The sequence below is a fragment of the Heliorestis convoluta genome (assembly GCF_009649955.1).
Classification (GTDB): domain Bacteria; phylum Bacillota; class Desulfitobacteriia; order Heliobacteriales; family Heliobacteriaceae; genus Heliorestis; species Heliorestis convoluta.
In genome coordinates this window covers 2,860,001-2,882,557 of sequence record NZ_CP045875.1, presented here as the reverse complement: position 1 = coordinate 2,882,557, position 22,557 = coordinate 2,860,001, and the positions used below count along the sequence as shown (strand labels likewise).

The 22,557-nt window shown below is 44.3% G+C and carries 19 protein-coding genes, 4 tRNA genes and 1 pseudogene (1 of these 24 running past the window's edge); 19 read left to right on the top strand and 5 right to left on the bottom strand.

Features of this window, described 5'->3' with window-relative positions; translation table 11 throughout:
* Positions 1-21: 21 nt before the first annotated feature.
* From fdhF to FTV88_RS13640, 16 genes and pseudogenes are all read left to right on the top strand, one after another.
* On the top strand, positions 22-2,796 hold the full coding sequence (fdhF, locus tag FTV88_RS13715) for a formate dehydrogenase subunit alpha (RefSeq protein ID WP_207707966.1): 2,775 nt from the start codon (positions 22-24) through the stop codon (positions 2,794-2,796).
* A 130-nt stretch (positions 2,797-2,926) separates the two neighbouring features.
* Entirely contained in the window at positions 2,927-5,650 is a 2,724-nt protein-coding gene (gene polA / locus FTV88_RS13710) for a DNA polymerase I (RefSeq protein WP_153726129.1), read from the top strand.
* Positions 5,651-5,653: 3 nt separating this feature from the next.
* Positions 5,654-6,478: a DNA-formamidopyrimidine glycosylase gene (mutM, locus tag FTV88_RS13705; protein ID WP_153726128.1), complete on the top strand. Its 825-nt coding sequence runs from the start codon at positions 5,654-5,656 to the stop codon at positions 6,476-6,478.
* Positions 6,479-6,496: 18 nt separating this feature from the next.
* The gene (gene abc-f, locus FTV88_RS13700; protein WP_153726127.1) at positions 6,497-8,482 is read left to right on the top strand and encodes a ribosomal protection-like ABC-F family protein; all 1,986 of its coding nucleotides are present in this window, start codon (positions 6,497-6,499) and stop codon (positions 8,480-8,482) included.
* Between the two features lie 72 nt (positions 8,483-8,554).
* Complete coding sequence (locus tag FTV88_RS13695; protein ID WP_153726126.1) at positions 8,555-8,968, top strand: manganese efflux pump; 414 nt, start codon at positions 8,555-8,557, stop codon at positions 8,966-8,968.
* The gene (locus FTV88_RS13690; protein WP_207707881.1) at positions 8,965-9,270 is read left to right on the top strand and encodes a manganese efflux pump; all 306 of its coding nucleotides are present in this window, start codon (positions 8,965-8,967) and stop codon (positions 9,268-9,270) included. Before FTV88_RS13695 ends, FTV88_RS13690 begins: the two co-directional genes overlap by 4 nt.
* A 63-nt stretch (positions 9,271-9,333) precedes the next feature.
* The gene (gene coaE / locus FTV88_RS13685) at positions 9,334-9,930 is read left to right on the top strand and encodes a dephospho-CoA kinase (protein ID WP_153726124.1); all 597 of its coding nucleotides are present in this window, start codon (positions 9,334-9,336) and stop codon (positions 9,928-9,930) included.
* A complete protein-coding gene (locus FTV88_RS13680) occupies positions 9,924-10,514 on the top strand; it encodes a lytic transglycosylase domain-containing protein (RefSeq protein WP_243137174.1) in 591 nt (196 codons plus the stop codon). Before coaE ends, FTV88_RS13680 begins: the two co-directional genes overlap by 7 nt.
* A 121-nt stretch (positions 10,515-10,635) precedes the next feature.
* Positions 10,636-11,321 (top strand): annotated as a pseudogene (locus FTV88_RS13675) (DUF421 domain-containing protein).
* 191 nt (positions 11,322-11,512) lie between these two features.
* Positions 11,513-12,712 carry a glycosyltransferase family 2 protein gene (locus FTV88_RS13670; protein ID WP_153726668.1) on the top strand — a complete coding sequence of 400 codons (1,200 nt, stop codon included), beginning with the start codon at positions 11,513-11,515 and terminating at the stop codon, positions 12,710-12,712.
* A gap of 124 nt (positions 12,713-12,836) precedes the next feature.
* A complete protein-coding gene (locus FTV88_RS13665) occupies positions 12,837-13,295 on the top strand; it encodes a pyruvoyl-dependent arginine decarboxylase (protein ID WP_153726122.1) in 459 nt (152 codons plus the stop codon).
* Between the two features lie 15 nt (positions 13,296-13,310).
* A complete protein-coding gene (speE, locus tag FTV88_RS13660; RefSeq protein ID WP_153726121.1) occupies positions 13,311-14,150 on the top strand; it encodes a polyamine aminopropyltransferase in 840 nt (279 codons plus the stop codon).
* Positions 14,151-14,185: 35 nt separating this feature from the next.
* Positions 14,186-15,010, top strand: a complete 825-nt coding sequence (gene speB / locus FTV88_RS13655) for an agmatinase (protein ID WP_153726667.1) — start codon at positions 14,186-14,188, stop codon at positions 15,008-15,010.
* 119 nt (positions 15,011-15,129) lie between these two features.
* A tRNA-Asp gene (locus FTV88_RS13650) sits at positions 15,130-15,206 on the top strand.
* A gap of 11 nt (positions 15,207-15,217) precedes the next feature.
* Positions 15,218-15,293 (top strand) — tRNA-Phe (locus FTV88_RS13645).
* 4 nt (positions 15,294-15,297) lie between these two features.
* A tRNA-Gly gene (locus tag FTV88_RS13640) sits at positions 15,298-15,372 on the top strand.
* Positions 15,373-15,444: 72 nt separating this feature from the next.
* Here the strand turns inward: FTV88_RS13640 and FTV88_RS13635 are convergent.
* Positions 15,445-15,678, bottom strand: a complete 234-nt coding sequence (locus tag FTV88_RS13635) for a hypothetical protein (protein WP_153726120.1) — start codon at positions 15,676-15,678, stop codon at positions 15,445-15,447.
* A 125-nt stretch (positions 15,679-15,803) separates the two neighbouring features.
* Here FTV88_RS13635 and FTV88_RS13630 point away from each other — a divergent pair.
* Positions 15,804-15,891, top strand: a tRNA-Leu gene (locus tag FTV88_RS13630).
* A 127-nt stretch (positions 15,892-16,018) separates the two neighbouring features.
* Here the strand turns inward: FTV88_RS13630 and FTV88_RS13625 are convergent.
* Positions 16,019-16,927 (bottom strand): polysaccharide deacetylase family protein, encoded by a 909-nt coding sequence (locus FTV88_RS13625; protein ID WP_153726119.1) that lies wholly within the window; start codon positions 16,925-16,927, stop codon positions 16,019-16,021.
* A 407-nt stretch (positions 16,928-17,334) separates the two neighbouring features.
* Here FTV88_RS13625 and FTV88_RS13620 point away from each other — a divergent pair, with 407 nt between their 5' ends.
* The gene (locus FTV88_RS13620; RefSeq protein ID WP_162008062.1) at positions 17,335-18,027 is read left to right on the top strand and encodes a PRC-barrel domain-containing protein; all 693 of its coding nucleotides are present in this window, start codon (positions 17,335-17,337) and stop codon (positions 18,025-18,027) included.
* Between the two features lie 141 nt (positions 18,028-18,168).
* Positions 18,169-19,779: a DMT family transporter gene (locus FTV88_RS13615; protein ID WP_153726117.1), complete on the top strand. Its 1,611-nt coding sequence runs from the start codon at positions 18,169-18,171 to the stop codon at positions 19,777-19,779.
* 104 nt (positions 19,780-19,883) lie between these two features.
* Here FTV88_RS13615 and FTV88_RS13610 read toward each other — a convergent pair whose 3' ends face one another.
* The 3 genes from FTV88_RS13610 to FTV88_RS13600 form a co-directional block, all read right to left on the bottom strand.
* Positions 19,884-20,546, bottom strand: a complete 663-nt coding sequence (locus FTV88_RS13610; RefSeq protein WP_153726116.1) for a GNAT family N-acetyltransferase — start codon at positions 20,544-20,546, stop codon at positions 19,884-19,886.
* A gap of 72 nt (positions 20,547-20,618) precedes the next feature.
* Positions 20,619-21,479: a carbon-nitrogen hydrolase family protein gene (locus FTV88_RS13605; RefSeq protein ID WP_153726115.1), complete on the bottom strand. Its 861-nt coding sequence runs from the start codon at positions 21,477-21,479 to the stop codon at positions 20,619-20,621.
* A gap of 83 nt (positions 21,480-21,562) precedes the next feature.
* Positions 21,563-22,557 carry the 3' portion of a sensor domain-containing diguanylate cyclase gene (locus FTV88_RS13600; protein ID WP_153726114.1) on the bottom strand. Its footprint extends 334 nt past the window's final position, so only the last 995 of its 1,329 coding nucleotides appear in the window; the start codon falls outside the window, past its right edge; its stop codon occupies positions 21,563-21,565.

The following is a 22,557-nucleotide window of genomic DNA, read 5'->3' as shown; positions in this document are numbered from 1 at the left end:
GAGGGAAAAGCAATGCAAAAAGTGCAAGACATCACCATCACCATCAATGGCCAGCAGCAGACCGTATCACCAGGCATGACAGTGCTTCAAGTCGCTCGTAAGCTGAACCTAGAAATCCCTACGCTTTGTCACGATCCATTTCTTTCGAACCAAGGATCCTGTCGCCTTTGCGTCGTTACGGTCATTGATGGAAAAACAAATGAGAAAAGACTTGAACCGGCTTGCGTCACCCCTGTTCAGCCCGGTTTCATCATAGAAACAGATTCAGAAGACGCAATAGAAGCGAGGAAAACAATTCTAGAACTTTTGTTAGCCAACCATCCGAACGATTGCTTGCGCTGTGAAAAAGCAGGCCACTGCGCATTGCAGCAATATGCCTATGAATACGGTGTGGACTTTCCTGCGGAACAAGATCAAGGGAAGAAAAATCAATATGCCAGCGATGACAGCAATCCTTTTATAGAACGCCATATGACCAAGTGCATTCTTTGTGGCAAATGTGTAACCATCTGTCAAGAAGAACAGGGGCGGCACGTTCTAGACTATGCCTATCGAGGCTTTGCCACCAAAGTCGTGAGCGAAGGCGACGGCCTTTTGCAGGACTCGCCTTGTGTTTTTTGTGGTGCCTGTCTTCAGGTATGTCCGACCGGTGCTTTGATCGATAAAACGAAAAAAGGCAAAGCGCGAAGCTGGGAGATTGAAAAAGTCCCTACCCTCTGTCCCTACTGTGGAACAGGCTGTACCATCGAATTAGAAGTGGTACAGAAAAAGGGTGTCCGAGAAGTCATAGCGGCCAGTGCGCCGTCCCATGGTGGGGGCATTGTCAATGGACGATCGCTTTGTGCCAAAGGGCGCTTTGGCATGGGCTTTATTCACCATCCTGAACGATTAACCAAGCCTTTGATTCGTAAAAATGGAAAACTGATAGAAACGACTTGGGAAGAAGCCTTTTCTACGATTGCAAAGAAATTCAAAGATCTGTTGCAAGCAGAAGGGCCCGATGCTTTTGCCTTTTTAGCTTCTGCTAGAACAACGAACGAAGAGAATTATCTGCTTAACAAGATCAGCCGTGCTGTTATTGGTACGAATAACATCGATCACTGCGCTCGTCTCTGTCACAGCGCTTCTGTAGCCGGTCTTGCTGCTGCATTTGGCTCAGGTGCTATGACCAATCCGATCAAAGATATTGAAAAAAGCGACACCTTTCTCGTCCTTGGTTCAAACACCACAGAGACCCATCCTGTAATTGCCCAGCAAATGATTCAAGCCATCAAGAAAGGAAGCCAGGCCATTGTCATTGACCCGCGCAAGACAGAGATAGCACAACTGGCCCAAGAACATATACAAATCAAAGCAGGGACCGATCTCGCTTTCTTAAATAGCCTAGCCCATGTGATCATAGAAGAAAAACTTTATAACAATAGATTTGTTGAAGAGAGAACAGAGAACTTTAAGGCGCTAGCAGCAGCCGTCGCTCCTTGTACGCCCCAATGGGCTGCCGAAATCACAGGTCTTCGACCAGAACAAATCATAGCTGTAGCAAGAGCCTACAGTCGCGCAAAAAAAGCCGCCATTTACTACACCATGGGCATAACACAGCGCTTTACAGGCACTTACAACGTAATGGCCATTGCCAACCTTGCTTTGCTCACAGGCCATATAGGACGTCCAGGCACAGGCGTCAATCCTTTGCGCGGTCAAAATAACGTACAAGGCGCCTGTGACATGGGCGCTTTGCCCGACGTCTATCCAGGCTATCAAGCTGTACAAGATGAAAAAATACGGCGCAAGATGGCGTCACTTTGGGCTGTAGAAGAAGAAAAACTATCGATTCGACCCGGCTGTACTGTCGGTGAGATGATAGATGGTGCTGCTGAAGGGACCATCAAAGCTATGTTTATCATGGGAGAAAACCCTGTCTTAGCAGATGCCAACAGCAGTCATGTCGTCAAAGCATTGCAAAAGTTAGACATACTCGTTGTGGCTGATATCTTTTTAACAGAAACAGCAGAGCTAGCCCATGTGGTCTTACCGGCTGCCTCTTTTGCTGAAAAAGAAGGCACCTTTACCAATACAGAACGAAGAGTACAATCTTTGCATAAAGCCATTGAACAAAGAGGAGAAGCCCGTCCTGACTGGAAAATTCTCACAGAACTATCTTGTCGATTGGGCTATCCCATGAATTATGAAAGCCCGGCAGAAATTCTAGAAGAGATTAACCTGGTCAACAGCGCCTACGGTGGCATAACGCCCGAAAGGCTACATAAAGAAGGCAGCCTCTGTTGGCCCTGCCCCAGTTCTGATCATCCTGGAACAGCACGCCTTCATGAAGAAAGCTTTTCACGAGGAAAAGGAAAGTTTCATGGCGTGCCCTACCTAGGTCCTGCAGAGGAACCTTGCCAGAACTATCCCTACATCCTCTCGACAGGTAGACGGCTTTTTCACTATCACGGGGGGTCTATGACTCGTCGAGGGGCCCTTCACTGGGCTTACCCGGAAGAACACCTAGAGATGCACCCAAAAGATGGCGCACAAGAAGGTTTACGAACGGGCGACCTTGTTACCCTTCACTCGCGACGAGGTGCTGTAACTTTACCGGTATACTTGACAGAAGGCGTTGCGCCTGGTCTTGTTTTTTCTTCTTTTCACTTTAGGGAAAGTCGAATTAATGAACTAACCAACGGTGCTCGCGATCCCATTGCGAAGATACCAGAACTAAAGCATTGTGCCGTAAGAATAGAAAAAGAAAAAGATTGGTCAAAGAGAGAAGGGCGCTATAAAAGAATTTTGGTATAATGAGCAAGAGCGCCTTCTCCAGAGCAAGGATTTTGACGTTTTTTTGCTCCCAATCAAAGAGATACTAGAGAGGGACGGCACTTTTTACAAAGGCCGTCCCCTTTTCTGATGCCGAAAGGAGTCTATAACTGTGAACAAACCCCTTTTTATGATTATCGACGGTAGCAGTTTGCTGCATCGTGCTTTTTATGCCATACCGCCGCTTTCAAACAGTGCAGGTATACCGACCAACGCCGTCTATGGCTTTTTGAATATGTTAGAAAGGCTTAAGAGGGAATACAAGCCGGACTATTTGGCAGTAGCTCTTGATAAAAGTAGAAAAACCTTTCGTAACCAGACCTATGAAGCCTACAAAGCCAATCGGGGTGCTACGCCGGAAGAGCTCCGACCACAGTTTGCTTTGCTTAAAGAAGTCATGGCATTGCATCGCATTGCTCTTTTTGAAGAAGAGGGTTATGAAGCCGATGACATCATTGGTACGCTCAGCCGCAAAGCCGAACAAGAAGGGTTTCATAGCCTCATCGTCACAGGTGATCGTGACGCCTGGCAACTGATTACAGCAGACGTAGAAGTCTTGTTGACGCGAAAAGGAATTAGTGAAATAGAGCGCTATGATGAAGCTCTCTTGCAAGAAAAAGTAGGTCTAGCGCCGCAGCAAGTAATTGACTTCAAAGGATTAATGGGCGATAGCTCTGACAATATCCCAGGCGTACCAGGCGTCGGCGAAAAAACAGCTCTTAAACTGCTCAAACAATTCGACTCCATAGAAAAGCTCTACGAGCAAATTGATGCAGTCAAAGGAAAGCTACAAGAAAAACTGCGTCTCCATCAAGAACAAGCCTTGCTTTCCAAAGAACTGGCAACCATTAAGCAAGATATGGAACTGCCTTTGCAGTGGTCCAGTTGTGCTTTGCAAGAACCAGACTATGAAAGGCTGCGAGAAAAGTATGAGCATCTTCAGTTTCGTACGTTGCTTCGCAACTTGCCCGGAGTAGAAAAGGAAGGAGAAAGTGCAAGCAAGCAAAGTCATAGTTCTTCTGCCGGAAATGGAGAGAATGAAGCTAAGAAGGCTTCTTTGGCAAAGACAAGCGATTATACACTTCTAGCGTCTTCTGACTATGGCGCTTTGTTAGAGATACTACAAGAAAAGGGCACAAAAAAAGAGGAGCTCGTAGCCCTCTGGGGAACCTGGGAAGGGATCCCACGGAAAGGAAAGCTAGAAAAGCTCGTCCTCGCCTATGGCGCCATTGAAGCAGTACCGACAGTGCACATTATCGATGATCCCTATGCTTTTTTCCAAGCAACAGAACCTTTTTGGTCAAGCCAAGAAGGTCAAAAAGTCTTTTTCGATGCCAAAGCCTACTGGCTACTTTTCCAACAAGCAGGCATTGACCTCAAAGGCGTACGGGGCGATGCCCTTCTTGCAGCCTACTTGCTGGACCCTGTTACCAATCGCTACAGTCTATCAGAGTTGGCAGAAAAATATTTAGGCTGGAACATAGACAGTACAGGGAAAGATGAAGCGCCATCAGATGGAGAGAAAGCTTCCTTTGGGGCTGCTTTGTTTGCCTTGATACCAATCCTAGAAAAAGCATTGCAAGAACAGGCGCTTTTCACACTCTATCAAGAAGTGGAGCTGCCGCTCGCTTCCATCTTAGCAGCCATGGAAAAAGAAGGCTTTGCCGTAGACCCAACAGTATTGCAAGAAATGTCCGAAGAGCTGCGCGTTCATCTCGAAGGATTGCGGCAAAGCATCCATGATCTAGCCGATGAAAGCTTTAACATCAACTCAACCCAACAACTCGGCAAGATCCTTTTTGAAAAGCTATGCCTACCGGTTATCAAAAAAACAAAAACAGGTTACTCCACAGACGTAGAAGTGCTCGAAGAACTAAGAGACCGCCATCCCATTGTGGAGAAAGTAATAGAGTATCGACAGCTCATGAAGCTTCATTCAACCTACGTGGAAGGTCTATTGCCGCTCATCGAAGCAGATGGATGTATTCACAGTACCTTAAATCAGACAGTCACAGCAACAGGGCGCCTTTCCTCAACAGATCCCAACCTTCAAAACATTCCCATTCGTTTAGAAGAAGGGCGCAAGATCCGCAAAGCCTTTATAGCACCAGCAGAAGAAACTCTATTGGTTGCAGCCGATTACTCGCAAATCGAGCTACGAATTTTAGCCCATCTTTCTGGTGACGCCTCTTTAATTGATGCTTTTGCCAAAGAGCAAGATATTCACACGCGCACAGCCAGCGAAGTCTTTGCTGTACCCATGGAAGAAGTCACTTCAGAAATGAGACGGCGCGCCAAAGCCGTCAACTTTGGCATTGTTTATGGCATTAGCGACTTTGGCTTAAGTAGAGACTTGTCAGTAAGTCGAGCAGAAGCAAAACACTATATAGAAGGATACTTTGCTCGCTATGGCGGCGTTAAAGATTACATTGAAAAAACAATTGCAACAGCCAGAAAAGACGGTTATGTTACCACTTTATTAGGCCGGCGGAGGCACCTGCCAGAACTGGCAGTGCGTAACAAAGTTCGCCAAGCTTTTGGAGAGCGGATGGCTATGAATACACCCATCCAAGGTACGGCTTCCGATATTATTAAAGCAGCCATGGTAGCCATTGATCGGCTTTTACAAGAGAAACAAGCAGCCACTCGTATGATTTTACAAGTTCACGATGAATTAATCTTCCAAGTACCAAGGAAAGAATTGACAGAAATAGCACCAATGATCCAAAATGTAATGGAAACAACGATTGTACTATCAGTACCTCTCGTCGTTGATATGAAAATCGGACAAAACTGGTATGACATGACGCCCTATCCTCTTCCTGAGGAGGCCTAAGTCATGCCTGAATTGCCAGAAGTAGAAACAGTTCGACGCACTTTAGAAAAGAAAGTCGTCGGTCACAAGATAGAAGGCGTCACCATTAAGCTAGCCAAAATGGTAAGCAGCTTGCCAGGAGAAGATTTTGCTGAAACCCTTCTAGGGCGTACCATTGAGGCCATAAAGCGGCGGGGCAAATATTTGATTTTTCAACTCTCAGGAGACTATAGTCTCGTTATTCATTTGCGCATGACGGGGCGCCTGGTCGCATCGCCCAAAGAGGAGCCTCTTCTTCCTCATTGCCATGTAATTTTTCAACTAAGTCAAGAGGTAGAACTTCGCTATAGCGACGTTCGTCAGTTTGGTACGCTTACTTTACGTCCTTCCAATCAGCTCACAGATTTGTCCGGCTTAATGAGCCTAGGACCAGAACCTTTATCAGAAGATTTTACAGTTCAAATATTTCTAAAAGCACTCTCCCAAAAAAAGAGCAAACTAAAGCCACTGCTACTTAACCAACATTTTCTAGCAGGTCTGGGCAACATCTACGTTGATGAAGCTTTGGCACGAGCGGGCCTTCATCCCGACCGCCTGGCCCAGTCCTTACAAGAAGAAGAAGGGCAGAAGCTCTATCAAAGCATACAAGAAGTATTACGTGAAGGTATTGAAGCCAGAGGGACCTCTTTTCGCGACTATGTTGATGGTGAAGGTCAAAAAGGAGACTTTCAGAATCAACTTTGGGTCTACGGACGAGAAGGTGAAGCTTGTCGTCGCTGTCACGAAAAGATTATACGAGAAAAAAGAGCCGGCAGAAGTACGCACTTCTGCCCTTGCTGCCAACAATAAAGAAGAATCTGGGGAGAGATGATGAGCAACAAAATTATCGTACAAGCCAGAAACTTAGCCCTATCCTATGGGAGCAACGCCATCTTCGACAATGTTTCATTTCTCATTCACGAAAATGATAAAATCGGCCTCGTTGGACCGAATGGCGCTGGCAAGACCAGCTTAATTCGAGTGATGACAGAAGAAGAAGAAAGCACAGAAGGGACTCTGCACTGGAGCAACGGCATAGAAGTCGGCTATGTCAGTCAGTTGAACCAGGTACCAGAAGGGCAAAGCCTCTTTCAAGTGGCCATCAATGAGCTGTCTGACCTGTTGGACTTACGAGTAAAAATGACGGAATTAGAAAAAGCCATGGAGAGCTCAGAAGCCCATAGAGATCCACAAAGGCTTGAAGAGTTGATGACCCTTTATGCTGAAACGGTAGAAGAATATGAGAAAAAAGAAGGCTATGGCGCTGAGGCTCGTGTGCGCTCCGTCTTAAAAGGCTTGGGCTTTACAGAAGAAGATTTTCCCCGTTCCGTGGAAGTTTTCAGTGGAGGGCAAAAGAGGCGCCTCGCTCTAGCACGACTGCTGCTTCGACGGCATGATCTTATTATTTTAGATGAGCCGACCAACCACCTTGACTTAACGGCTGTAGAATGGTTGGAAGAGTACTTGCGCGACTATGGAGGCGCTGTACTTGTTATTTCTCACGATCGATACTTCTTGGACAAAGTATGTAAACGAACTTTTCATTTGGAACAAGGAAAGTTAGAAGAATACAGCGGCAATTATTCCCGCTTCTTACAGTTGCGTGAAGATAGAATGATGGCGCGGCAGAGAGCTTATGCCAAAGATCAAGCCGAGATCGCCAAAATTGAAGCGTATATACGACGTTACAAAGCAGGTATCAAATCCAAACAAGCAAGAGGTCGGGAAACCATACTAGCTCGACGACAACGCATAGAAAAGCCTGTCGAACGAAGGAGCTTAAAAGATTTAAAGTTCATACCGCACATACCCAGTGCAGAGCAAGTCTTGGTGACCCATGATTTGGCCGCTTCTTATCCAGGAAAAGCCCTTTTTAAGAACCTAAATCTAACAGTGCGAAAAGGAGAATGTGTGGCCATTCTCGGTAGAAATGGCGTAGGGAAGACATCCCTTTTTCGTGTTCTTCTTGGAGAACTACAGCCCGAAGAGGGTGACATCGTCTTTGGGATGCGAGTCAAGCCGGCCTACTATGCCCAAGAGCAAGAAGAGCTACAAGGACAGCAAACGGTTCTAGAAGCATTGCGCCAGATGCGGCCCATGACAGAAGAAGAAGCGAGGACTTTATTGGGGCAATTTTTGTTCCGCGGTGAAGACGTTTACAAGACCGTAGATGTCCTCAGTGGTGGTGAAAAAAGCCGATTAATCTTTGCAAGGCTTTTTCTAACCGGTGCTAACTTTCTGCTGCTTGATGAACCGACAAACCATCTTGATATTGAAGCCAAAGAAGCATTAGAAGAAGCGTTGGCTGATTTTGAAGGTACTTTAATGGTTATCTCTCACGATCGTTATTTTCTCGATCGTTTGGCCGATCGGGTCTTAGAGCTAGAAGAGGGTGCCTTTACAACCTACCTAGGCAACTATTCTGACTATCGCAGAAAGAAAGAAGAATTGGCACAAGCGAAAGCAGAAGCGGAAGCTCTGGCCGATGAAAAGCGCAAAAAGATGGCCAATGGGCCGAAAGAGGGAGCGGCTCAGCGAAAAGAGCCAACGAAAAAGGAGCTTTCAGAAGAATCTAGGGAGAAAAAAGCAAGAAAAATAACAAATCCGTGGAAAAGAGAAGAAGCCATTGGAAAAAGCGAAAAAATGATTCAAGAACTAGAAGCGCGAATTCAAGAACTGACCCTTCTTCTTGGTGATGAAGAGACCTATAGAGATGGAGATAAAGCCAAGGCATTGTCTCAAGAATTTGAAGAAGCGCAAGAAGCGCTAGCGAAAGCGTATGAAGAATGGGAAAGCCTTATGGAATCCCTGTAAGCCACTGTACAAGTGCCCTTTTCTTACCCTTTGCATAGTATAAGGCAAAGGTGAACCCGGGAGGGACAGTACGTGTCTACATGGTCCATATTCGGTCTGGCATTTGCATTAAGTTTAGATGGCTTTGCAGCAGCCGTTGCTTACGGACTGAAAAGAATTCGTGTTCCTTTTTTTTCTCTGCTGATTATCTGCCTCTGTTCGACTGCTGCCATGGCAGTCGCCTTACTAGCAGGAAAAGGCTTATCTACTTTTTTGCCAGAAGCCTGGATCGGCAATTTAGGTGGAGCGATTTTAATCTTCTTAGGGCTTTTTCAAATCTACAATAGTAAGAGAAAAAAGCAGATTGGAAAAGACAAAGAGCAAGCAGAAGAGGTTCCTCCAACGAAAAGCACAGATCTTCCTGTGAATGCTTCTGCACGGATCACAGAGACAGCAGGGGAAAGAGAAAGAGTCTTTTCTCTTACACTGCCTCCCTTTGGTTGGTGATTCAGATTTTTCGAGAACCGACAGATGCTGATCTAGACTCATCGGGGGAACTAAGTTTCAAAGAAGCCTTTCTTTTAGGGCTGGCCCTTAGTATGGATGCTCTAGCGGCAGGTTTTGGGGCTTCTTTGCTGGGTGGAATTCCACTGTTTGCACCGCTAATCGTAGGCATTACACTATTTTTCCTCGTTGTTGCCGGCCTCTGGTGGGGTCACAACAATGCTCGCTGGGCCGGTGGCCCCTGGATTTCTTATCTCGCTGGCTTTGTGTTGCTATCTCTTGGTGCCAGCAAAATTTTTTTATAGCATCCATGGGTGTTCCCTAACGAAATCATTCATATCTTACAGTAAAGAGAGCGTGAGCCTGAGGTGAGAATCATCGGTTTGACGGGTGGCATTGCCAGCGGAAAGACAACCGTATCCAATTATTTACGGGAATTAGGAGCACAAGTTATCGACGCCGACCATGTGGCCCGTCAAGTCGTTGCTCCAGGAGAAAGAGCCTGGCGAGACATTCAAGAATACTTCGGACCGCGCTATTTTTTACCGGATCAGCAGCTCGATCGAAGAGCCCTTGGGAAACTCGTATTTTTCGATGCGAAAGCGCGAGAACAGCTCAACAAGATCATCCACCCTCGAGTTAGAGAACAATTTCGAACAGAAACAGAAGAATGGTCAAAAAAAGGGCTTCCCGCGATTGTTTGGGATGTGCCCTTATTATTAGAAACAGGTATGGACAAGATGGTCGATGAAGTATGGGTGGTTGCTGTGAAAGAAGAACAACAAGTAGAAAGAGTGATTCAAAGAGATCAACTCGAACAGGGAGAGGCAATGGCTCGCATCAAAGCGCAAATGCCTCTGGAAGAAAAGATAAAAAAGGCTGATAAAATCATTGATGCCAATGTAGGCAAAGAGGATATGTTTGATCAGGTAGCGACTCTATGGAAGGAGGCGACCTGTTGCTGAGAGGACCTCTTGTTGTCTACTACAGGCTATCACGGCCCCGCATGGCAGTAGCCATTTTGGCGCTGATCATATTGGGCAACTTTTTTTGGTTTAGTCCTTGGGTTCAAAAGATATTCTATCCCATTCCTCACAAGCAAACCATTTTCAAGTATGCGGCGCAGTACAATCTCGATCCTTATCTCGTAACAGCCATTATGAGAAGAGAAAGCAAATTTTGGATCTGGGCAGAAAGTCCACAAGGCGCCAGAGGTCTCATGCAATTAATGCCACAAACAGCAGAGTGGATCGCCCATGAGATGAAAATGGATGATTATGAGCTTGAAAAGCTCTATGAACCCGATCGGAACATAAAAATGGCCTGCTGGTATCTGGCCAATTTAAAGCAAGAGTTTCAAGGAAATATGGTACTTGTGATTGCTGCTTATAATGGTGGTCGAGGCAATGTTCGTCAATGGCTGGAAGAAAAGCATTGGACAGGCCAGGTGCAATCATTGGATCAAATCCCTTACCCTGAAACAAGAGAATACGTCAAAGGTGTCTTAGCGGATTACCAGATCTATCGTCATTTGTACGATCCTTTATAGTTATAATATGGAAGGTATTTATAGGGGCTTGTGGAATAGTAAATAATGGTTCTCTCATAAATCGCTACGTAAAGGTCATAATAAGAGAGGCATATAGCGATTATGATCTCAAGGTGGCATTATGGTTCAAGAAGTCATTGTAATCATTTCACGGACCCTACTCATTTATATGGCTGTGCTCTTGATCATGCGCATCATGGGCAAGAGAGAGATTGGCCAGTTATCGCCAGTCGATCTTGTTGTTGCCATTATGATTGCGGAGCTCGCAGCTATACCCATGGAAGATATGGAAACGCCGATCTATCATGCCTTGGTGCCGATGTTTGTACTCATGTTTGCAGAGATTGGCTTTTCCTTATTACAGCTCAGATCTCCGAAAATGCGCTCTTGGCTGACCGGCACAGCGACAGTTATCATTCGCGATGGAAAAATTCAAGAAGAAGCTATGCGTCGTAGCCGTTATAACCTAGACGATCTATTAAGTCAACTTCGAGACCGTGGAACACCCAACGTTCAAGACGTAGAATTTGCCGTTCTTGAAACATCAGGGACATTAAGTATCATTCCTAAATCGCAAAAACGGCCGCTTACCCCTGCTGATATGGGAATTTCCACAAAGTATGAAGGTCTGCCTGTCCCTATTATTTTAGATGGTAAAGTAGAGCACCATAACTTGCAGGAACACAATTTAGATGAATCATGCTCAAAAATGAATTGGCCAATCATGGTGTTGCAGGGACGCAAGATGTATTTTTTGCCTGCCTAGATAGCCGAGGTAATCTTTATGTATGTCCACGGAAAGGATAGAAAAGGTTCCACGAACAATTGATTTATCAATTGACGAAGTTGGTACGATTCGGTACAATACAGCAAGCGGGATAACCTATATTTTCCGCTCTTGGGAATCGTCTCTCCCCTTCACAGGTCTGGGGAAGGGAAAGGAGAGTTAAGCATTGGAGCTCTGGCAATCACTTTTTCTTGAAAAATATGACTTTTTTATGGTTCCTTTACAATTCCTTATCATCTTCTGTACTTTCTATTACTTGATTTTATCACTTTTCGGTTTTTGGAGGAAAAAAGAAGGGCCCCCAGCATCTCCAAGCAAGAGCTTTGCCCTAGTGGTAGCAGCTCATAATGAAGAAGCCGTCATCGGACCGCTGGTAGAGAACTTGAAAGAATTAGAGTACCCGCGGGAACTGTACGAAATCTTTATTGTTGCTGACAACTGTAGTGACCGTACAGCGGCCATTGCAAGAGAAGCAGGCGCACAAGTACATGAGAGGTTTAATGAGGAACAGCGAGGAAAAGGTTATGCCTTAGAGTGGATGTTCGAAAAAATCTTTCGCATGGAACGACAATTTGATGCGGTTGTCATCTTTGATGCCGACAATCTGGTCAAGCCTAATTTTTTACTCGAGATGAATACAAAGCTTGAACAAGGTCATCAAATTGTACAATGCTATTTAGATTCCAAGAATCCTTTCGACACTTGGGTGACAGCTACCTTCTCTATCGCCTTCTGGCACATTAATCGTCTCATTCAACTGGCTCGTTACAACCTTGGCCTGTCGAATATTCTTGGTGGAACAGGCATGTGTATTTCTACAGAGACCCTTCGTCAATATGGCTGGGGTGCCACATCGCTCACGGAAGATCTAGAGTTTTCCATGAAAGCCTTATTAAACGGAGTAAAAACCACATGGGCTCATGAAGCGATTATTTACGACGAAAAGCCCCTCAAGTTCAAGCAATCCTGGAATCAGCGCAAACGATGGGCCCAAGGTCATGTAGACTGCTTTTTTCGTTATTTTCCGCAGTTGCTTTGGAAAGGGTTACGAACAGGGAATTTTTCCATGTTAGATGGCGCGATTCACCTTTTCCAACCTGCCCTGGTTATGATTGTAACTTTTTTTCTTATGATGAATTTTTTCTTGCATGGTTCTTACACCCAAGTCTTTGGCTTAATGAATGATCTGAGCTTGTGGCAGCTTTTATCTTATGTACAATTGGCCTTACCTTTTGCAGCCTTACTGTTAGACAAAGTCGATCGAAGAGCCTTTAAGTGGGTTCTTCTCTACCCATTCTTTATCTACACCTGGGTACCTATTGTTTTTCTCGGTTTCTTGCATCGTAACAAAAGGGACTGGAGCCACACTGTGCACACCAGAGGGCTCTCTTATAACGAAGTGATTAAATAGGAAGACACAAGTCTTCCTATTTAAATTTTTTAACACAAATTTTAGTTTATTTTTTAGTCGGTTCTGGTATAATAAACACGGTTTATGACAAAATTTGATTATAACAACGTTGGAGGAATGGCGCATGCTACCCGTACCCAAGAAGTATTTTATTACCGCTGCATCGGCAGAAGGAAAAAGCAAACTAACAGCCTTTGACAATGCTCTATTGAAAGCAGGAATCGGCAACGTCAACCTGGTGCGGGTCAGCAGTATTCTGCCCCCAGAGGCTGAATTCACTCCGGGCTTAAAGATTGCTCCAGGCTCTCTTGTGCCGACGGCCTATGGCTCGATTGTATCTGAGATTCCCGGTGAAACGATTGCTGCTGCTGTTGCAGTTGGTGTATCGGAAGATAGTTTTGGTGTGATCATGGAGTTTACAGGCAAGTGCTCCAAAGAAGAAGCAGAAGCAACAATCACTCGTATGGTTGAAGAAGCTTTTGAAGTTCGTGGTATGGCCCTAAAAGAAGTCAAAGTGAATGCAGTAGAACATAAAGTAGAGAAAATCGGCTGTGCTTTTGCTGCCGCTCCTTTGTGGTACTAGAAGGAAGGATGCACCATGTCAGGAATGTGGTTTACAGAAGAACAAACAGCCAATATTCGCTTTGGCTGTCGAATTAACAATATACTGCACAGTGAAAAAACAGATTTTCAAGATCTAGCTGTTGTAGAGACCTTGCAGTGGGGGCGCATGTTGCTTCTCGACAACCTGGTTATGACAACTGACAAAGATGAGTTTGTCTACCATGAAATGATCAGCCATGTCGCGATGAACAGCCATCCCAATCCCAAGAAAGTGCTGGTTATTGGCGGCGGCGATGGTGGGACCATTCGAGAAGTGGTAAAACACGCCAAAGTAGAAAAAGCAGTGCTTTGTGAAATCGATGGGCAAGTCATCGAAGCATCGAAAAAGTATTTCCCAGAGATAGCTTCTGTGCTCACGGGACATCCCAAAGTTGATATCCTGGTTGCTGATGGCATTAAGCATGTCAAAGAAGCAAAAGAAGAATACGACGTGATTCTCGTGGATTCTAGTGAACCCATCGGCCCTGGGGCAGTGCTATTTACAGCAGAGTTTTATCAAGCTGTTTCAGAGGCGTTAAAGCCCGATGGTATTATGGTGGCACAGACAGAATCTCCTTTTTATAACCAAGAATTGATTCAAACTGTATTTCCTACCATAGGCTCTATTTTCCCTATTACCAAGCTTTATTTAGCTTCAATTCCTACTTATCCGTCCGGTCTCTGGAGCTTTACAGTGGGCTCGAAAGTCTACGACCCAGAAGCCATTGAGCCTCGGGAATTGGCAGAGCTTGATACCAAGTATTACACCCCCTACCTGCACAAAGCAGCCTTTGCCCTTCCCCAATTTGTCCGAAATCTAACGGAGGGCAAGTAAGCTTGAACAGATATCTTGAACGCCTAACAGGATTCATGGGAGCCACGGAAGACTATGCAGAAGCAGATGTAGTCCTTGTAGGCATTCCCATGGACTTTACCGTTAGCTTTCGCCCAGGATCTCGAATGGGTCCCCAGCAGATTCGTCTCGTATCTTATGGAATCGAAGAGTATAGTGTCTATCAAGATAAAGACTTGATAGATAAGAAGTACTATGACGCTGGTGATATTGCGTTGCCCTTTGGAAACGTAACAGGATCGCTAGAACGGATAGAAGAAGTAGCGGCCGACCTACTTCAAGAAGGCAAAAAACCGATTTTTATCGGTGGAGAACATTTGGTTACCTATCCGATTGTAAAGCCTTTTGCAGACCGCTATGCTGATCTAGCCGTCATTCACTTTGATGCTCATGCAGATCTGCGAACCGATTATCTGGGCGAAACAAACTCTCATGCTACTGTGATTCGCAAAGTGGTAGACTTAATCGGTGGCGACAATGTCTATCAGTTTGGAATTCGTTCTGGAACGAGAGAAGAATTTGCTTTTGCTCGTGAGAATACGCATATGTATGTAGACGAAATCTTTCCTGCTTTACAGAAGGTTGTTGATAAGCTGAAAGGTCGTCCCGTCTATGTTACTTTAGATATAGATGTACTCGACCCAGCCTATGCACCTGGAACAGGAACGCCAGAGCCTGGTGGTTGTACACCTCGAGAAATGTTTGAAGCGATGCGGTTGTTGGGTCAGCTCGATATTGTCGGCTTTGATCTTGTTGAAGTAGCTCCCTCGGCCGACTTGTCCGACCGTACGTCTCTTTTAGCAGCGAAAGTAATTCGAGAAGCGATTTTATCGTTCTGGTAAGAAGATAAACAAGCGAGCGGGGTGTTTTGGAAAGATTTTTCAAGCACCCCTTCGTAAAAATATTAAAAAAGTAGTTGACGTTTCCTTCGAGCTTGTTGTATAATTCTCTTTGTTGCGAGGGAGCTGTGGTGTAGAGGCCTAACATGCCTGCCTGTCACGCAGGAGACCGCGGGTTCGAATCCCGTCAGCTCCGCCATCTTATATATTGCCTCGATAGCTCAGTCGGTAGAGCAGAGGACTGAAAATCCTCGTGTCGGTGGTTCGATTCCGCCTCGAGGCACCATTTTGCGGGAATAGCTCAGTGGTAGAGCATCGCCTTGCCAAGGCGAGGGTCGCGAGTTCGAATCTCGTTTCCCGCTCCATGGTTGAACAGGAAAGCCACCTGTATGGTGGCTTTTTACAAGACTTTGTCGACGACCGCCGACATAGATTCATCAATGAAATCGTCGTCTGGCTATGACGCGGTACTCGTTGCCGTCGTGAGAACCTTGGGGTTGATAGTCTAGGCCGCGGGCTCGTAAGAATTCGAAGACCTTGTCGTGTTGATGGGCGTCTTTGGCATTCATGATGATAACCAGTTCATCCTGTCTATCGAGCTCTCGGATTCTATCGGATAGAATACCCAGTTGGTCCGTAGCAGGTGTAATTTCAATGTAGTGTGTCGTCACAATATCACCTCCTGTCTTCAACTAGTGTTGCTTGAACAAGGGATGATGAAACTGGTTCATTTTTCTTGTTGACGATGTAGTCAATCTGTGTTATACTCTTCCTTGTGGTTAGAACCACGCAAGCTGCCGGAGTGGCGGAATTGGTAGACGCACGGGACTTAAAATCCCGCGGACGAATAATCCGTGCCGGTTCGAGTCCGGCCTCCGGCACCATAACATAACAAGTTACAAGAGCTCTGAATAATGATTCAGAGCTCTTGTTTTTTATCGCTAGAAGTGATAAAACGCAATCCATATAAAAAATCAGATCCCATGAAAGAGATCTGATTACAAGGTTCAACTATTCCATTTTTATAAAGGTAATCGGTTGAGGATGTTCATCTAACGTCTTAAATGTAAATCCTCTGCTTTGCAAATCCTCGATAATAGGAGGTAAGGCGACAGGCAAGGTTGTTTTACCGACACCATCGTGGAAGAGGATAACAGCGCTTTTTTTATTCATCGTCTGCATATGTACTTGTTTTTGGATGTAAGCAGCTGGTACGAGAGAAGTTTTTGAGTCTCTCGAATCAACGTTCCAGTCGTGGAGGATGTAGCCTTGCTCTACAAGTATTTTCGCCAATGCTTTACTAACGTTACCCTGGGTTCCGCCGGGAGCACGGACAATGTTCGGCCTTATACCAATGGTGTTGTAAAGAACTTCTTCTGACTTTACTAAATCGTCAATGAAAGCTTGTGGTGAAGCGTAAATTACGCGATATCGATGAGAGTAAGTGTGGTTGCCAACGAGATGCCCATCGTCAACCATGCGTTGCACAATCTCTGGATATCTCTCCACCTGGTTGCCAATTACAAAAAAAGTAGCTGGCACATTATAAGCCTGCAAAATGTCTAATACAAAAGGTGTAATGGAGCTAGGACCGTCATCGAAAGTTAGATAAACAGTCTTTTTCTCTACTGTTTCTTCTACAAGCTCATCTTCTTCTTTTATAAGTATTGTAAGGGCACTGCTTTCCTCTTCAACTTCTTCCCATAAAATAGCATCTGTTTCCGAGGCAACGCGCTCTTCGGCCATGGCGACGACACCGGTAGAAAAAGATGAAGTTGTTATAGAAGAAATAATCTCTGTCCTTCGTTCGGGAGCTAGCTGATAAAGATAAGAGACAGACTGAATCAATAAGAAGAATGACATAGACAGAAGAAACAACTTCATTAGAGGAAGACCTACGATAGGTGACTTTTTCTTCACAATGAAAGACCCTTCCCCTCAATTATGTAATCGAAGCGTACAAAAATATTCATAGATGACTTCGAATACATTGAACATTATTACTACATTTTACAATACTGAATATATACCAAATTCTTGGAAAGATCAAGCACTGTACCTATTAACGTTTTTTATGAAATCTAACCTGTCTGTGTATTGCATTAATTAGGTCTATCTTGCTACAATAATACAATGATGTTCAAATAAAAATATTTTTTCTTTATCGATTCGTGTAACGTGTTTTGAAGGGTTTTGATTTTTTCTGTCGAAAGATACCATTATGTTGTACCAGTAAATCCAAATAGCTATACCAATACATGAAAAATGGTAAAGCAGTCGCGGTACATCTGAAAGATGTTTTTTTATCTGAGAGGAGGACAAGCTTCATGACCAACAGCCAAAATATCATTGGATTGGCTATTATTAGTATCAACGATGGTCGAGAACTGGGGATAGTACGTAATTTAATTATCAACCCTGAAAAGCGGGCCGTGGAGTATTTGATAGTTGAAAACGACTCCTGGTATCTCGGTGCAGATGTAATTCCTTTTCAAGAGTTACAAGGCGTAGGAGAGTACGCTGCTACCATTGAAAGTGAAGCATCTTTACAACGACTACATGATCTTCAAGAAGTTCAAGAGCTCATTAAACGGAATGTAAAAATTACAGGAACCAAAGTATTGACCAAGCATGGCCGTATGATCGGAAATGTTGATGAGTACTTTGTTGACGTTAATTCTGGAAAGATCAGCGGTTGTTTGCTTGTACCAGCAAAAAAAGACTTGGGTGAGCGCATCATTCCTGTCGATAGTGTAGTTACCTTCGGTCGTGACATACTGGTTGTTGTGGAAGATCTCAACGAAGAGAGCCTAGAGCTTTTTTCAGAAGCTTTTGTGGCTACAGTTGTAGAAGAGACTGTTGAAGTCACTGAAAAAGCAGAAACAGTTGTAACAGAAGAAGTAAAAGAAGTGAAAGAAAGCGCTTCTGAAGAGAACGAGAATGCTGAACAGGAACTAGAGAAAAAGGAATCTAGAGCTTCCCGTCTACCACGTTCGATTTTTGAAACGCTGGAGAGTTAATTATAAGAACTCTCTTTCAAGTATCATGCTATGGTCCTTATTTTTTAGACAGCTATTTCATTACCTTGAAATGTTCATTTTGTTCAATGAATGTGCTTTAGAGATAGCGCGTCAATTGAACATAGGGGAGTTGAGCAAGTCTTGCCTACCGCAGAATCGATAAAAGGCTTCAATTCTACTCCGCGCCAATTTCTTGTGGGCTTGGCTGCTGGCGCATTTGTATCATTTGTAATCATAATCCTATCCACTTGGACTTCCGGAGAATTAGAAAGAAATCTTTGGATCCGTGCAATTAATGATGGGATAGGAGTGGCTGCCACAGCTCTTGCACGAAGGATGGGTCCATCTCAAGGTATGGTTGTCTTTGTTGCATGGGCCATTTCTAGCATAGCTTCCTGTGTTTTAGTATTGTGGTGGCTTATGGCTGAAGCGCTCTGGTGGGTTCACTTGTTAGCCGTAATGGGCTTTATCGCCTCTGCTCTTGCTTTATGGGCAATGCCTAAGACGGAAGAAAGCAGTGCGGCTTCTTTTGATACGGAAGATAGAAAAGATGAGCAGGACGCATCTATACTAGATAGAACCACCGAAGTTGCAGCCGTCATTTCACCTGATAACACCGAACCAACTCGTCCTGATATCGTGCCAGAGCCTATTGTGGCTCTTAACGAAATGAACGGAAAGGAAAAGGTGGAAATGAAAGTGCCTGAAACCGCAACGGCGCAAGCCTCTGCGATTGATGAAAAAGCTTACGATGCACAGGGAACGACAGACCTATCCGGCACATCCTATGGGCCTGTTGAACAAGCCATGATAGAAGAACGGGAAATAACAGTGAATGTGCCCTCTGCTGCTTTAACAGTGGAAGAAAAAGAGTGGCTTCTTTCTGCCTGCCGGCGTGATGATGATTCTGATGTCATAGAAGCAGAGTCATTCGAGAAGAAGGAAGATTCGGGCTTCGCTGAGACAGCAGAAACAAATGTAGAGCCTGCGGAAGTTATTGTTGAACTTGAAAAGGTTGAAGACGCCGAACAAGAGGAAAAGGTTGAGCTTGAAAAAGTTGAACCTGAAAGAGTGCTTGAACCAACAGAAGTGGAAGAACCAGTTGAAGCTGTTGTGCCTGTTGAAGATAGCCAGTCTGAACCTGTAGAGAGCCAAGAAAACATAATGGCTGTAGCAACGACGACAGAAACAGAAGCTACAGAACAGGTAGAAGCTATAGAAGAAAGAGTCGCTGAAGTAACGGAAACAAAAGAACCGGAAGCAAAAGAACCAAAGTCCGTGAAAGAAGCAACAGAAGTAGCAGTTACAGAAGAAGTTTCAAGAACTGCTATAGAGGCCTCTCCAAAAGTTATCCCAGCAGCAATGACAGAAGATACCTTGATCGCTCTGACAAAAGTACTGCAGGATCGCACTTTCCTAAACACGATGCGCGGTATTGCCGATGACATGATTCATCAGGATCGCGATGCTTGGGAAAAAGCCAAGGAACAGGCAGTACAGTTTACAGAGCGGGTTACTAATTCAGGAAAAGTCCTTCAATCCTTGTTAGACTCTTATCACGATAGCTTAGACGCAGTGGTTGAACTTAGCGAAAAAGGCATCAAGATAGATAAGCTTTATAATCAAATGGTTCGAATGGAAGATCACTTGATTCCACTGATCACAGCATTTCAGGAGTTGCACGCTCTTTCCAAAGAACTGAATGCGCTTATCGATAAGCAACGTCCTATTGAGGAAGACAAGTCCTCCTAAGTTCTTCTTACGCAAGTATAAAGAATATAAGAAAACCGACTCCAATACTCTACGCTGTGTGAGATTGGAGTCGGTTTTTATGTTGCTATAGGTCATGTGGTCTATCAAGAGATAAAAGGATTGCGCCATTCCATGAGAACAGCATAATTACAAGATTCCTCATCTTCTAGATATTCTGGAATCACCGCAATCGGCATGCGACCGCAGCGAAGAAGAAAAGATACGACGGGATCATGAAAGTCGCCTCGTAACAAGGCCTCTACGTAAGCCTGGGCCGTCAAATCTTTACTTTTTTTGTGATAACCTGGCATGCGACTGCCACCTAGTAGACGCTTCAAGCGGAGTTGAATTACCACTTCATACATTGAAAACATCAGCCATCTGCCCAGGCCTAACTGACGGTACAAAGGGCTTACAGAGATGTCTACAACATACAAAGTGTCACCTTGGGGATTATGATTGCGAATATAGCCGTTATCGGTAACTTCTTCCCAAGTATGGACAGGATGAGCTGGATCAAAAGGAACGATCAATCCCGTCATAGAACCAGCAATCCGGCCATCTACTTCTACACATAAAGCACCTTTAGGAAAGAGTGTACAATGATTTTCTAGCTGTTCTTGATTCCACCATAACTCAGGAGGAAAAGGCGGTGGATAACTTTCTTGTTGAACACGAATTAATCCGTCAAAGTCATCTTTGGTATAATTGCGAATTCGTACTTTCTGATGACTTTTTCCGTTAAAAACAAAGATTTCTTTATTCAACTTTCGTACCTCCTATGAATCGTACCTCCAATGAATTTGTAAGTGGCTACAAAAGTAAGCTGAAGTAAAGAATTAAGATTGAAAAGAAGGATAAAGATCGAGTCTACGATCGAGCCAAGTTCTTACAGAGCCCTTTTCACGAACTTCATAGAGAAGATCGAGATCCAAATCGCCTGTTACGACCATGTCTTGATTCAAAACACCTTCTACCATAATGCCTCGAGGGGGGAAGGGAATATCGTTAGGTGTAATCAATGCAGCTTGACCATAATTAGAGCGCATAAAATCAACTTCATGTAAAGCACCAACAGTACCTGTATTAACCACATAGATCTGGTTCTCAATGGCTCTAGCATGACAACAATAGCGGACACGATAAAAGCCCTGCTCATTGTCAGTACAGGAAGGGCAAAGAATAAGATCTGCCCCCTTGGCTCTAACCATACGCACTACTTCTGGAAACTCAATATCATAGCAAGTCAACAAAGCGATAGTTCCTTTTTCTGTTTCGAACAGGGCTACGTCATTACCTTCTGTCATATTCCAGGCCTTTTTTTCTGTTGGTGTAATATGCAGTTTGGCTTGCTGAGAAACCGTACCATCAGGTTGAAACATAAAAGCAACGTTATATAACTTACCGCCTTCTGAAATGACATGAGTACCTGCTGCAACAATCAACTTCCTGTTAGTAGCCACATCCTTGAAGAAAGAGATATAAGACTCTGTAAAGTCCGGCAAATCCTGAATGGTCATAGGACTGCCATCTTTTTTACCCATAGAGAGCAATTGTGTTGTCATAAACTCTGGAAACAATAGAATATCCGTATCAAATTCCTCTGCTGTCTTTACATAGTGCATTACTTGGGCCTTAAAATCATCAAAGTGATGAATGCGATGCAAATGATACTGAACAGCTGATACACGAACTTTCATGTCAACTTCCCCCAGACCTTTTAATTTTACGAATCTCAAAAAAAACTCACTTTGATTCTTCCTTAGGAATCATAGTAAAAGATTTACTCTACGCGATTACGGCCCTTTTCTTTGGCTTTGTAGAGAGCGTGGTCACCTTCACGAATCAGATCATCAATTTCTTTACACTCCGAATCCAACATGGTAGCCACACCAAAGCTAGCTGTAACTTGAACAACCGTCTTTTGATTCTTGTTCGTAAAAAGCTCGATCGGCGTTGTGGACAAGATTAAGCGGAGCTCCTCGGCAACCTTGAACGCACCTTCTCTTGGTGTATCTGGTAAAATAATCATAAATTCTTCCCCGCCAGAGCGACCGATGGTATCGTAAGAACGCAAACGACTCTGTAAGAGTTGTGTTACCACCTGTAATACACGATCACCGGCTTGGTGACCGTAGGTATCATTGACTTTTTTGAAATAATCGATATCGGTGAAAATCATACTAAGCACAGAATTTGTGTGGCGCCGCGTTCGATTAATTTCACCTTCTAATCGCTGGATCAAAGCTCTTCTCGTTAGAACACCTGTAAGAAAATCGGTAGAGGCCATATGTTGCGCTTCATCTCTAGCGATTTCTGCCTCTAACTTGGCTTGAACCAATTCAGTAATATCCCTATTAACGCCAATCAACCCAAACTCTTCACCACGCGGACCTGTGAAAAGGGTTTTCATCGTATCGTAAAAACGGCGTTGTCTTTTTGCATTGGTAAGAAAAACTTCTACCCGTTGCGTTTTTTTCGTTTTCATTAAGAGGTGTTCTTGCTCCTGGTATAGCGCTACTATTTCTGGAGGAAAGAGATCGACATCTTTAAGGCCGACGATTTCACTTTCGGTTTTTCCGACAAGTTTTTCAAAATCTTTGTTACAACCAAGATAATGGCCTTCTGTATCTTTATAGAAAACTATGTCAGGCATAGAATTCATCAAGCTTTTCAGAAGAGCTTGGTGTTCAGCCAGTTGACGCGTTAAGGCTTTATACTTTGTCACATCTCGTGCAATTCCTAAGATAAAACAAGGTTTATCAGCTCGACATACAA

What these genes read in the sequence shown, in the direction of transcription:
- FTV88_RS13665 (WP_153726122.1), top strand. Translation starts at nt 12,837, where the DNA reads ATGCTACCCGTACCCAAGAAGTATTTTATTACCGCTGCATCGGCAGAA.
- FTV88_RS13670 (WP_153726668.1), top strand. Translation starts at nt 11,513, where the DNA reads ATGGTTCCTTTACAATTCCTTATCATCTTCTGTACTTTCTATTACTTG.
- speB (WP_153726667.1), top strand. Translation starts at nt 14,186, where the DNA reads ATGGGAGCCACGGAAGACTATGCAGAAGCAGATGTAGTCCTTGTAGGC.
- mutM (WP_153726128.1), top strand. Translation starts at nt 5,654, where the DNA reads ATGCCTGAATTGCCAGAAGTAGAAACAGTTCGACGCACTTTAGAAAAG.
- abc-f (WP_153726127.1), top strand. Translation starts at nt 6,497, where the DNA reads ATGATGAGCAACAAAATTATCGTACAAGCCAGAAACTTAGCCCTATCC.
- FTV88_RS13620 (WP_162008062.1), top strand. Translation starts at nt 17,335, where the DNA reads ATGACCAACAGCCAAAATATCATTGGATTGGCTATTATTAGTATCAAC.
- FTV88_RS13605 (WP_153726115.1), bottom strand. Translation starts at nt 21,479, where the DNA reads ATGAAAGTTCGTGTATCAGCTGTTCAGTATCATTTGCATCGCATTCAT.
- speE (WP_153726121.1), top strand. Translation starts at nt 13,311, where the DNA reads ATGTCAGGAATGTGGTTTACAGAAGAACAAACAGCCAATATTCGCTTT.